General features: G+C 40.9%; 9 protein-coding genes. 1 reads left to right on the top strand and 8 read right to left on the bottom strand.

Annotation, left to right across the window (positions count from 1 at the left end):
• Positions 1-7: 7 nt before the first annotated feature.
• The 8 genes from DWW52_RS14875 to DWW52_RS14840 form a co-directional block, all read right to left on the bottom strand.
• Positions 8-505 (bottom strand): TlpA disulfide reductase family protein, encoded by a 498-nt coding sequence (locus DWW52_RS14875; protein ID WP_118716295.1) that lies wholly within the window; start codon positions 503-505, stop codon positions 8-10.
• 72 nt (positions 506-577) lie between these two features.
• Positions 578-2008 (bottom strand): PKD-like family lipoprotein, encoded by a 1431-nt coding sequence (locus DWW52_RS14870; RefSeq protein ID WP_118716294.1) that lies wholly within the window; start codon positions 2006-2008, stop codon positions 578-580.
• 28 nt (positions 2009-2036) lie between these two features.
• Positions 2037-2747: a DUF4843 domain-containing protein gene (locus DWW52_RS14865; protein WP_158582621.1), complete on the bottom strand. Its 711-nt coding sequence runs from the start codon at positions 2745-2747 to the stop codon at positions 2037-2039.
• 19 nt (positions 2748-2766) lie between these two features.
• Positions 2767-4263 carry a RagB/SusD family nutrient uptake outer membrane protein gene (locus tag DWW52_RS14860; RefSeq protein WP_118716292.1) on the bottom strand — a complete coding sequence of 499 codons (1497 nt, stop codon included), beginning with the start codon at positions 4261-4263 and terminating at the stop codon, positions 2767-2769.
• Positions 4264-4284: 21 nt separating this feature from the next.
• Positions 4285-7596, bottom strand: a complete 3312-nt coding sequence (locus DWW52_RS14855; protein ID WP_158582620.1) for a SusC/RagA family TonB-linked outer membrane protein — start codon at positions 7594-7596, stop codon at positions 4285-4287.
• Positions 7597-7670: 74 nt separating this feature from the next.
• The gene (locus DWW52_RS14850; protein WP_118716290.1) at positions 7671-8822 is read right to left on the bottom strand and encodes a FecR family protein; all 1152 of its coding nucleotides are present in this window, start codon (positions 8820-8822) and stop codon (positions 7671-7673) included.
• Positions 8823-8889: 67 nt separating this feature from the next.
• Complete coding sequence (locus DWW52_RS14845) at positions 8890-9453, bottom strand: RNA polymerase sigma-70 factor (protein ID WP_148315381.1); 564 nt, start codon at positions 9451-9453, stop codon at positions 8890-8892.
• A 116-nt stretch (positions 9454-9569) separates the two neighbouring features.
• On the bottom strand, positions 9570-11696 hold the full coding sequence (locus DWW52_RS14840; protein ID WP_118716288.1) for an HRDC domain-containing protein: 2127 nt from the start codon (positions 11694-11696) through the stop codon (positions 9570-9572).
• A 368-nt stretch (positions 11697-12064) separates the two neighbouring features.
• Between DWW52_RS14840 and DWW52_RS14835 the strand changes: the two genes are divergently transcribed.
• Positions 12065-13441: an MFS transporter gene (locus tag DWW52_RS14835; RefSeq protein ID WP_118716287.1), complete on the top strand. Its 1377-nt coding sequence runs from the start codon at positions 12065-12067 to the stop codon at positions 13439-13441.
• Positions 13442-13560: the final 119 nt, after the last annotated feature.

The following is a 13560-nucleotide window of genomic DNA, read 5'->3' as shown; positions in this document are numbered from 1 at the left end:
ATAATGATTAATCAATTCCTTCTAACTTCATCAATGTTTCCAAAGTAACCTTTTGAGAAGGACGTGTCATCTCCAAATTGACAATTTTCCCTTCTTTATCCAACAGAATAAACCGGGGAATGCCTTTAATCCCGTAAGCTTTCATAAAAGCCTGATCTCCTCCCGTATTCACGTGAATTCCCCCTAACTTTTCATCCTTTACCATCTGTTTCCATTTCTCCACATCTTTATCGCAAGATATACTTAGAAAACAAATTTTCTTCCCCTCTAATTTCTTCTCCAATTCTTTCAAATCAGGTAATTCACCCCGACAAGGAGTACACCAAGTAGCCCAAACATCAATATAAACGTATTTTCCTCTCAGATCCTTCAAACTTATGGTCTTACCGTTCACATCCTTATACTTGAAGTCAGGAGACTCCATTCCGGCTTTTAAAACCTCTTCTTTTTGAGCAAACACAGTCATAAACATACAACAACACAAAAACAATCCTATTATTTTCATCACATTTTCCGATTTTGAAAAACAATACCTTGGGAGCGTAAACTCCCAAGGATCTCGTTCATATTATACAAATTAATACTTTTCAAGAATATCTACCGGGGCCCCTCCGACTTCCGAGTAAGTCGTTATAATTTCTCCCGTAATAGCATCCAGCACGTAAATATCTCCTCTAAATTCACCCTCTCGCCCGGAATCTACCCCCACGTATAAGAATTTACGATTATTAGATAACTTCAACATCGTAATCTTACCTATAGCCGGTAACTTATCACTCAAAACAGTCGGTGCAGATGTCATACTTCTCACATTCGATTGATAAATAACCACCCCGCTATTGAAAAGCACCCGAGCTGTAGCATCACAAACAGCAACTTTACTTTCCGGGGTAAACTTGTGATTATCCAAAGTCTCCACTTGCGATTCTGTCACATTAGCAAAATCCTTCGTGTGAGAAGCAACCACCTTTGCAACATTCGACTTCGGATCATAAAAGATAGAAATACACTTCCCGTAATCCCATTGCCCTAATGCAAATAAAGGCAAACCAATAATAGGCTCGCGAGCCGTCACGGAATTCATTTGATCCCGATCCGTGGAAGCACTTGACTTATTAGCGAAACGTAAAAATTGACCAACTTTATTGTCATATCCCAAGAAATAACCCGTCTGCCCGTAAAACATCGTATATGTAAAGCAAATATCCGAAAGTTCATAATCAATCATTTTTTCAGAAGCCGTTTCAAAACAAGGAATCGGAGAAGGGGTACTGAAAAAATCATTTCTACTTTTATAAACATATACCTGCCCCTTTTTACTAATCATACAACCGAAATCTCGATCATCCACATAATCTGTAAATTTACAGAACCTTATTTCCAAATCTGATTCGGGAACAAGCATCGTCTCTCCATCATATTTCTTTTTTTCTTCCATTCGTTGTTTATCCAATCTATAAATTGCTTTCGACGTTGTTATAGTAACATCTTCATCCATGTAATAAGGTTGTTCCAAACTCAAAGGTTTACCTGCAAACAAATTCCCCCAATGCAGGAACTCGTTATTATCACCCTCCGGACGGAAAGAAAGCATACTTTCTCCATCTTGCTCCGATAGTATGAGCAAACCTCGATTATATGCTGTCACAACCTTCAATTCAAACTCTTGAAAATAACGGACATTTCCATTCGTATTTGTTACAACATACCTACATTTATAAGCATCATCGGCTATATTTACATCTACACTATAGTCCAGATCTCGTTCGATAGAAACAACACGCCCATCTACCTCCCAACAATAAGCTAAAGAATCATTTTCATGAAGTGAAAAACTTAATTCGGGAGTAATTCGCAAATCCTGCCATTTCATCCGTTCATAACTTTCCTGAATACCGGATATACTAATCTCATTAATCGCCTTATAATCATAATCCCCTTTATCCTCGTAACAAGCAACAAAACTGAAAGTTATAATTATATATATAACAGCAAATATTCTTTTCATACGTTCTTCAATTAATTAAACCAAACGTTTATAAATCACAAGTTACCCGCTCGTTTGTTATTGGATCAATAATAATATTGTTATTAAAATAATCCTTGATCTGCAGACAATAATACTGACGATAGGACTGAGAGTCACTCTTATCCATACTTCCTGTTACTTCGATCCACTTCTCGTATTTCATGTAATGGTAATCTCCCAGCCATCCACTCACCAGATACCACCATTCTGGTCTTTGTAAAAAGTCTGTCACGACCAATTTAATCCGGGAATATTCCACGAATCCAAGCTTGAAATCCTCCGTTTCCTGCAATGCAAACATCACTTTCTTACTCAAAACAGTCTTCAAATGTTCCCGTTTTACAATAACAGGAAAAGAATCAACACCTATATTTTTCCGGAAAACATATTCCGGTTTCAATGCTTCAAAATCAACACCTTCCACTGCCGTAGAACTATCTTTCACGACCGTCACCACATAACGCTTATCAATTTCCGTACGCTCACCAACCCGTTTAACCTTCATCCAACAAGTATCTTGCAACACGGATGCCGGCTCCCCGACCATTGAGAAAACAACACTATCCAGTTCATATCCCTCAATACCCGAACCATACATATATTTCGGAAATACAAAATAGATACGATCATCACCTTTGAATTCAAAAGCAGGATCTTTTTCGCATGCCTGACTGATACAAGCCAGTATGATCACTACCAAAAATATTATTCTACTCATAACTTCACGCTTTATATTGTTATTTCCAAATTTCAGATACTCGTTCTCCATACTCTATTTCGGCCTCCGGTAAAGGGAATACCAGTCCTTTATCATCTTTTCGAATATTCAGATTTAAATTCAACAAGAAAGATTCTTTCACCAATCGTTTGAATATGAAAAATAACTGTCCGTCTCCCATAAACTCTTTCCGGTACTCCTTAACGATTGTCTCCATCACCTTATCCCGGCTGGAAGTCTCTGTCAAAGGACATACAATACCACGGGAAACCATAATTTCATCCATCAATTCGTAAGCCTCTCCCGGTTTAGCCTCGGCAGCAATATAATACATTTCAGCCAACCCCAACATCCGGATTTTTTGTTTAGAATTCTCATAATCGGCATGATGTTTTTTCAACAAAATATGCTTACTATTCCCCTCATCCTGTTCTGTAAGCATATACCGGAAATCATTCACTTCTGTTCCGAAGATAGAAGCAATATCCCGAACCCGGAAACGTTTTGTAAAAGTGGATGCGGGATAACAACAAGAAGTATAAAATGCATCTACCTTCGTGGAGAAAAGGGCAAAAACAAACTCGTCGGAAAAAAGAGCATCACGCTGTTTCACTTCATTAGAAGGCTTGATAAAATCATCTCTTTGAATCAAGCGGAATTTACCGGAAGAAATAACCTCTTTAGCATATTGATAAGCTTTTTCAACATCATCACCTTGAGCTCGATCTATGTAAACTCTTGCTAATGTTGCCAACACCCCGTAATAATTCATCCGATATTTACGATTTTCCAAAAATGTTGAAATATAATACTGATCATTATTCTCCGTCACGTCTTCCGATGTTCCATTTTCCTTCTGATTCTCAAGAAATTCAGGAGGATTGGTACGAATCACATCATTCTTAAGCGCTTCTTTAGCCGCCTCCAGATCAATAATAATATCTTCAAAAACTTGAGCGACAGTCAATTGAGGTTCTATATCATTAGAATACAACCTTTTGTAAGGAATAGACAAATAATCCGGTTTATCCTTGATATCAGGAGCAAAAATACGCAACAACTCGTAATGCAGAAAAGCCCTGAGTCCCAAACATTCACCTCGTAAATAATAATAACTGTCAAACTGTTCGGGGGTAACTTCATCCAAATGCTTTAATATATTATTTGTCAACATAATGCAATAATACAACCGTTCCCACACGTAATCCATAATCCCCGTGCATAATGGATTCTGATACTCGAAAGTCTTGAAATACTCGTAATCACTTCCAGGAGCAACATCAAAAGTTTGAGCCACAAGATCCATTGTCAACGGCAAAGAGCCGCCATACAACTCATTCTTCCCCATATTAACGTACACCCCGTACAGAGCATCCATATACCCTTGTTCGGTAGCGAACATCTGATCCTCGTTCAACTCCGACTCCGGTCGGACATCCAACCAATTATCACATCCGGAAAATAGCATGACACCCAAAGCTATTCCCAAAGTCTTTATATATATTTTTAATTTCATATCCCTGAATTTTAATTATTATTACAATTGAGCAGACAATGAAAAAGTAAACTGACGAGAGAAAGGATAACTCAATCCCCGTTCTTCCTTCACAGTAGAAAAACGTCCGATATCACTCATATTGAATGAAAAGCGCAAACCGTTAAGACCAATTTTTTTGCAAATATTCTTCTTCAAATCATATCCCAAGGAAACACTACCTATGCTTAAATGATTATAATCCTGAACAAAACGAGTTGTCAAATTAGATACATCCTCTTTCAAGGCTATATTCTTAAAGAACGTCTTATCTCCTGGCTGTTTCCAACGATCTTTCAACACCCTACGATCCGCATTGCTATTCGGGTCAACCCCTTCCACTCTCTCCGCTAAAGTCGAGTTATACGTCTTTGCCCCGTACTCAAAACTCAAGGAAAAATTCAAACTGATACCTTTAAAACTCAAGAAAGAATTGACACTTCCCCGGAAATCCGGCACTGTACTTCCACAGACTACCTTATCCCGATAATCCCAGACCGTTGTGTACGTTCCATCCTTTTTCAAAAAGACTTCCTTTCCCGTTTCCGGGTCAATCCCCAATGAAGGTACGGCTTTCAGTGCCTCGGTCGATTCTCCCTCCTCATACAAAGGAACAGGTTTTTTCGTTTCTTCCTGATTATTTTCCTCATTCTTCTTACCGAGGGCATTACTAATCTTCGTAATCTTGTTTTTACTATTACTTGTACCAAAACTCAAAGACCAGTATAAATCCCGTTTCGCATTCCGAAGAATCTGTGTTCGTAAACTCAACTCCCAACCTTGATTCTCCATCTCTCCGATATTCTCCGTGTAAGTTGCAAAACCCAAAGAAGGAGGAATACTCATATCCAATAACAAATCTTTCGTCTTTTCTCGGAACAGTTCTGCTGACATGGAAAAACGTCCTTCACAAAAATCAAGATCAGCCCCCAAATTAAAACTAAACTTTCGTTGCCACTTCAGATTATCATTCCCAAGAGCTTTTATATCAGCTCCCACACCATGCATATAGATATTATCTTTATCATATATATACATCGTTTGTGACTGGTAAGGACTGAATTCCACGTTCCCCGTATATCCCAAAGAACTCCGTATTTTAGCCTGCGTCAGCCAACCTTGTTCGCCCCAAAAATGCTCGTTATGAATATTCCAGGCAAAACCTGCAGACCAGAAAGGTGCGAAACGATCCTTTTTACCAAACTTGGAAGAACCGTCCGTACGATAAGATAAATCAAACATATACCGATTATCGTAAGCATAACTAGCATTCGCAAAGAAACCGATTAAACGATCCTCCTCCACTTTCCCGGAAGGTTTCGTGTTCACCTCGTATTGTGATGCAAAATCCAAATTCGTCAAATTATCATTCAAAAAACCTTGCGCTGAAAAATAAGTTGAATTCATCTTATTACTCTGCATATTTAAACCTCCGACAAGAGTAAACATATGTCTATCCCATTGATGATAGAAATTCAAGACAAGGTTACCATCCATGGAATTCGTCCTTCCCGATGTCGATGAATAAAATCCTTTCTCGTTATTTGCCTTCTGTAAATATCGGCTATCCTTCGGTGAAATGAACTTATCCGCATCATTATTTCCAAAAGAATACGAAAAACGACCTGTTAAACGCAAACCTTCAATAATATACCACTCAATATCAAAATTGTTCGTGTAAGACGTACTTTCTGTCTTGTCATAACTATTCAAATGAGCATCAACTAACGGATTAGGATTCCCATTCGATAAAAGATAAATCCACCTTCCCTTCTCGTCTTTTGCTCGTTCATACGGGTTTAACTTCGTGTACGTACTAAACTCCCCGTATGGCGTTTTTTCCGATTTTATCTGATTTACAGACAACACATTTCCGATACGAAACTTATTAGCAATATTGTAAGTCCACGTGAAACTTATACCAAAGCGATCGCGAGTTGATCCTTTCATCACCCCGGGATTAGCCCCGTAATTCAAGTTCACGCCATAACGTGATCTCTCGTTCCCCCCTCCCAAAGACAAGGAATGAGTATGTCGAAAAGAGGTCTGTAAAGGTTGAGACAACCAGTACGTATTCACGCCGCGCTCAACCTCTTTATGCCTCTGCTCGTACAATTTATCCAACTTCATCTGATTGGCTACATTTCCTTCCGGATCTTTATACACCCCCGCTAATTCTTCAAACTGAAGCTTCTCGGAAGCATTCAGCAAATCATAATCTGTCAAATCCGGAGCCTCGATCGTCGCATTAAACGAATAACTCACGGATAATTTCCCTTGCTCCGGCATTTTGGTTTCAATCACGACAACGCCATTAGCCGCTCTCGAACCATATATGGCTGTAGCTGACGCATCTTTCAGAATCGTAACTTGTTTGATTCGCTCGATATCTGTATCAAATACTTGTTCTATAGATATCTCGTAACCATCCATGATAAAAAGAGGCTGATTCGACTTTCCTTCAAAACTTGATTTACCACGAATCAAAATCTCCGGTACGGCATTCGGATCAGCCCCGACTTCCTTATTTTCCACAATCTGGAAAGAGGGTTCATAAGCTGACAACGCTTTAAATAAATTCGTCGGACTAATTCGTTTCAACTCTTCTGCTTTTACCACAACGGCAGACCCCGTATAAGCACTCTTGGACTTCGTGAAATATCCCGTTACAATCACCTCATCCATACTCTGTACATCCTCCTCTAGTTCTACATCCAAAGGTTTGTTATTTATCACCTTTACCTCTTTCGTAATCATCCCGACAAAAGAAAACTGAAGAACTAAATTATTAATTTCAGGAACCGAGAAATTGAATTTACCATCAATATCACTCACACACCCGACCTGAGTTCCCTTAATAACAATCGTCACCCCGGGTAAAGGAAGTCCCGCTTTATCTTTCACGATACCCTTTACTACCACAGGTTCTTTTTTGATACTGTCGAGTGCAACCAAAATCTCATCCTTAATCACCACCACATCATTCATAATCGTAAATGTCAAACCGGTACCTCTCAACACATTTTTCAACGCATCTTCAAGAACATCATTTTTAATATTTACCACTTTCTTCTGTTCATTCCTCACTTTTTCCACACTGTAAAAAAAGCGAAGACCTGTTTGTCGTTTCAACTCTTTTAACACCTGTTCAAGAGTAACATCCTCCATCGACAGGGATACCTTTTGCTGAGCGCATCCTGAAGCTGATACCCCCAAATGCAAAACAAACATAAAAAACAAACATAGCTTCATGACTTTCAACCATTTTTTCAAATGAAAGGGCACACCAAGCCCATAGAAACAATTTTTTTTCATACCTTTGTAATGTTTCATTAATTTATTAATGTTCACCTGATAAATACGGGTCTAGTGCCAACAAACACCCGTATTTATTTTTTATCAATTATAATTGTTTTTCCTTCCGTCCTAAATTTCACATCTCCACCCGTTTCTATAAAATTCAAAAATACATTTATACTCTCATAACGCTCCAGATCACCCGTGAAATGAAACTTTTTCACGGTTGGGTCCGCATAAACTACATCTATATCATACCAGCGACACAACGTTTGCATAATATCTTCCAAGGCCATATCCTCAAATACATACTTTCCCTCTCTCCAGCCTATATATTGTATCGGATCAACTTTCCTCACTTCAACCTGAGAAGATCTCTTTTCTAATGTTTGATATCCCGGTTCCAAAATTACCTGTTCTTTCGATCCTTCCGAAACATACATCACTTTTCCCGACTCCAAAGTCGTCACAACTTCTTGCTCCCCCTCGTAATCCCGAACATTAAAACTCGTTCCCAACACCTCCACAACACCCATAGACGTATGCACCATGAAGGCATGTTTTTCATCTCGTTTTACTTGAAAGTAAGCTTCTCCCTTCAAATAAACCTCTCTTCTCTCTCCCGTGAAATTAACTGGGAATCTCAACTCAGTCTCTGCATTCAACCAAACTTTCGTGCCATCTGCTAATTCCAACCGATATTCTCCTCCCCGTGGGATTGACACCGTATTATACATTACCACAGAAGATATCTTTTCAATATTTGCCGTGTAAACCAACGCCCCGGAATCGGAATGTAACATCGTTCCATCACTTTCTTCAATTTTACGGGTCGCTTGCTCCAAAATAATTTGCTGTCCATCCGCCAATGTAACAACAGCACGACTCTGTCCCGGATTAATTACTCCGGACACAACCATGTTGTTTTCAAACTTAACCTCTTGACTTAACCACAATCCGACAACAATCAACACGACAATTGAGGCCGCAACCGAAGTCCACCGGATCCAACGCCGATGCCCTTTCCCCACCCGCTTCAATTCTTTGAATCTCTGGAGAGCCTCTTTTCCGTCAAAAACATCCTTTTCCTGTAAACGAGCAATAATCTTCTCTCGGTCCAAACCTTTCAACTTACATGTAACCAACAAAGTATCCAGCTCCCGCTTTTCCTCTTCATCAGCTAATCCAAGCATATCTTTATATAGCAAATCGGATAATCTCACGTATATTTTCAAATTGTCCATTATCTTTTGAAATTTATTTTACTAATAAATCCCAAAAAGCGGAAACGGGTACCTCGAAAATATACTTTTAACAAAAAAAGATGGAAAATAAAAAAAGGTCTGACTGTATTGCCTTCTTAATAACAGCATAAGCCTCTTTTTTATGCTTTTTCACCGTATTCTGTGAAATATTCAACTCAGCACTAATCTCCTCATTTTTCATTTTCTTCATACTCATCAAGATCACTTCTCTTCGTTTTGGAGGCATCTCATCAATCACGTGCCGCAACTTACGTATAACCTCTTCAAAAACAATCGCCGATAAAGATTCCGATTCAAACTCTTCCGTGAAAAAAGCCCATTCCTTCAAACGCTGATCCTCCCGGTTTTTATCCCGGATCATCTTCAGGCAATTATTATTTACCGTTCGGTAGAGATAAACATTAAAAGCCGATATATCATCAAAATGCAGTGGAGTCTCCCACAATTTTATAATAGCAGCCTGTACCAAATCCGCAGCCTGCTCTTGATCATTCAAAATTCTCATGGCATAATGACAAAGAGGAGAGTAATAATCCACATAGATTCTCTCCCACGCTTTAGCATTTTTACCATTAATACCGTTTATAAAATCTTGAATTTTCTGATCCATCCTAAAAAAATAATAGACATAACCCACTATGTCCGTCACAAACTTACACAAAAATCCCGAATTATAGATATACTCTATAAAATAACTACATAAACGAACTCATGACATACATATCCCTACTTCTGCTGAAACCGATACTCATCTACCATATCCAGCAACACCGCCCCATAATGCTCCACGATCTTTTTCCCGACGCCGGGCACTGCCAGTAACTCTTTGGAATTCGTGGGCAACGTGTTACTGATACCCAACAACGCTTTTTGCTGTAACACCGTGTAGACAGGCAATTTCAATCGTTCCGCCTCCTTGTTCCGCCAATTCCGAAGTATCGTGTACAATTTCGGATGCAAAATATCGGGAGAAACCTCCACCTTATCCGCTCCTGCCCGTTTGGCCTTGACCTTAACTTTCGGGGCATCAATCAGTGCTTTTGCCTTAGCTCGCAAGTACATTTTCACGGAAAAATTATCCCCGATCACCTTCAAGGTCTCCAACTTTAAATTGATCTCTCCCCGGAAACGCTCCATATTCTGTTCCACCAACTTCCTCACCTCTTTATTATCAATCTCCGGTATCACCTCATCCAAGAAATCACCGAAAATCGCCGTAGTATGTTCTCGGAAATACTCTGCACCCTTTTTCACCCGTTGTGCGATCACCGGATCATGCTCGTAATCCCCCTCTTCCGGCATCAATCGCTCCAACTGATTCTGGAACCGTTCCGCCACCGCCAACAATTTTTCGGCACATTCCGCACCGGCCACCCGGTAACGCTCCACCCAGTCGGGATACAACCGACGCAACTGCTCGTCCAGTACCCGATACAGATAATGCAACCTCCAACGGATCGCCTCGTAATCAAATTGCTCCAACAACAACTCTCGGAAATACGACTGCCGAGCCTGTTGTAACTCATCTCGATCCGGTTCTCGCTGCTCCACGTCCTGCACGAACCGATCGACAGCATCATCACTCACCAACGAACGAGTGGTTACAGGAGAACTCAACACAAGTCCTTCAAACGTCTTACAACGACTTAAAGCCACGTACACCTGCCCGTGAGCAAATGCCGCATTAGCATCCACGATCGCCCGCTCAAAAGTCAACCCCTGACTCTTGTGGATCGTGATAGCCCAAGCCGTCTTCAACGGGTATTGTTTGAACGTTCCCTCGATCGTCTCCGTGATCTCCTTGGTTTCCTCGTCCAGCGTGTATTTCGTGTTTGTCCATTCCTCTTTTGCCACCTGGATGACCAAACCATCCTCTTTTCCAACGACTTCAATTGAATTGTCATTAATTTTCGTGACCTTACCAATCTTCCCGTTATAATAACGTTTTTCCGGTGATGAATCATTTTTCACGAACATCACCTGCGCACCTTGTTTTAACACCAGCGTCTCCTCCGTGGGATACGAAAAAGTGGGAAAATTATCCTTTACCTCTGCCTTGAACGAATAAGCCTTTGTCGACAACGCCGCCATCTTCACATCATTAATCCGCTGCGCCTGATGATTATGCGTTGTCAACGTGATATACCCCTCGTCATCCGAAGGTTGAAAACCGGGAATATACCTCCGGTTCAACACGCCCAACACCGAAGCATCAATCCGGTTCTCCCGAACGCAGTTCAGTAAATCCACAAAAACCTGATCCTGTTGTCGGTACACGTGCTTCAACTCGATCGCCACGTAACGGGTTGCCGCCAGCGCTTTACTATCAAAAAAGAAAGCCGAAGCGTAATGCTGTTTCAACAATCCCCATTCCTCCTCTTTCACCACGGGTGCCAACTGTTGTAAATCACCGATCAGTAACAACTGTACCCCACCGAAAGGTTCATTCTTCCCCCGGTAACGCCGCAACATATCATCCACCGCATCAAGCAAATCCGCCCGTACCATACTGATCTCGTCGATCACCAACAAATCAATTGTCTTGATGATATTAATCTTTTCCCGGTTTAACTTGTGCGTGAATTGCATCTTTCCCCCTTGTTCCACCCTCTCCGTGGCACCCGGGATATAAGGTCCGAATGGTAACTGGAAAAATGAATGGATCGTCACGCCCCCGGCATTAATAGCCGCGACACCCGTGGGAGCCACCACAACCATCCGTTTGGGAGAGCGTTGCTTCAGTTCACGCAAGAATGTAGTTTTCCCTGTCCCTGCTTTCCCTGTCAGAAACACGTTCACCCCTGTATACTCCAAAAAATCATACGCCAACTCCAGTTGAGGATTACTTTCCATGGATCAAGATTTTACACGAATTATCATTTCATACGGCCTTCACAGACCCTCCACGTCTACAAAGGTATGAAAATTATAAAATAATATCTCAAACAAAGATATTTTCCCCACATTTCTAGGATTATTTCTTATAGAATTTTATATTTGTAAAAATTTATGTTTTATACAATCTATGAAGATTCCAAATTTAAACAAGGGCGTAGCATATAGGGTGAGAGCCTGATTTTATTCCGGACATTCCTTTTCCGGCCTTTTTCATAACTTTCCACGTATTCGGAAAGTATATTTCATATTTATATTAAATCAAGAGGTGTTTGACAAAACAAACAAGGTTTGTCATCCTCCAATCAAAACTGATAAAAAATACCATGAATAACTGGAAGAAAGTATTCACTATTATATGGACGGGACAATTTTTCTCCATACTGACGAGTTCCGTTGTCAACTTCGCGATCATTCTATGGCTGACCTTTGAAACGAAATCGGCAGAAACACTAGCATTCGCAACGATCGCCGCCTTATTACCACAAGCCCTGTTGGGAATATTCTCCGGGGTATTCATTGATCGGTGGAGCCGCAAACTAACCATGATCTTCTCGGATAGTTTCATAGCGCTCTGCACGCTGCTTCTGGCCATACTATTTTATTTTGACCAAGTTGAAGTATGGCAGATATACCTGCTTCTGGCCTTACGTTCCGTGGGCTCGGCCTTTCACATGCCTGCCATGCAAGCATCAATTCCGCTACTGGCACCCGAATCGCAATTATTACGTATTGCCGGGATCAACCAGATGATCCAATCTGCTTGTAGTATCGCGGGCCCCGCACTAGGAGCCTTAGCCATAACCATGCTCGACATGACCTACGTTCTCATGCTCGACGTGATCGGAGCCGCCATTGCCTGTACCTCCCTTCTGTTCGTGAAGATTCCGAACCCGGAACCTAGCGAGAATGCAGGAGAACAAAACATCCTGCAAGACCTGCGGGAAGCCCAACGGGAAGTGTACAGCCACAAAAGTATGCCATTACTCCTGACCCTATCCATTCTGGCCACGTTTTTCATCATGCCGGTCAGTGTCTTGTTCCCGCTAATGACCTTAAATCATTTCTCAGGGGATGCCTACCAGATGAGCCTGATTGAAGCGATATGGGGAGCAGGAGCTTTACTGGGAGGTGTCGCTTTAAGCGCTCGACAGTACAAGATCAATAAAATCGTACTGATCAATTTAATGTACATCGTACTAGGTACGGGATTCATGTTATCGGGCCTTCTGCCTCCGAGTGGTTTTATCTGGTTCGCAGTATTAACAGCAATTGAAGGGGTTACAGGTTCGATATACTACGCATCCTTCACAGCTGTCATCCAGACCAAAATAGCCCCTGCAATACTCGGTCGAGTATTCTCGATCTACATGAGCATCAGCATGCTACCATCCATGCTCGGACTGATGAGTACCGGATTCATCGCCGACCACGTCGGGATCACCAACACGTTCGTGATCGGGGGATTCGTGGTACTGATAATCGGAGTGATATCATTCTGCATCCCGTCATTATTACAAGTCGGAAAATTAACCGTTGGCGAGAATACTAGAAATATCTTAAAGAGAATACAGCATAAAAGAGGGATGGTTAAACGCAAATGTACTTTCAACCATCTCTCTTTCACACTCTCACCCCCGTATTCCTCTACAATACATTACAAAAAGGCTTTTTCCATATATCAGATATTCTCTCGAAAATAAATATCAGCAAATCAAATTCGTCATGCTAGTAAAGGTAAGATAATATTTCTTTTTCCAAAATCACGTAAAAACAAGAAAGCCACCCCTTGCAGGTGGCTTTCTCTATACAATGACCAATC

The sequence above is a fragment of the Odoribacter sp. AF15-53 genome (assembly GCF_003479425.1).
In the GTDB taxonomy this organism is placed as follows: domain Bacteria; phylum Bacteroidota; class Bacteroidia; order Bacteroidales; family Marinifilaceae; genus Butyricimonas.
Note: the sequence above shows the minus strand (reverse complement) of the source record. Positions and strands in the feature narration are given on the sequence as shown.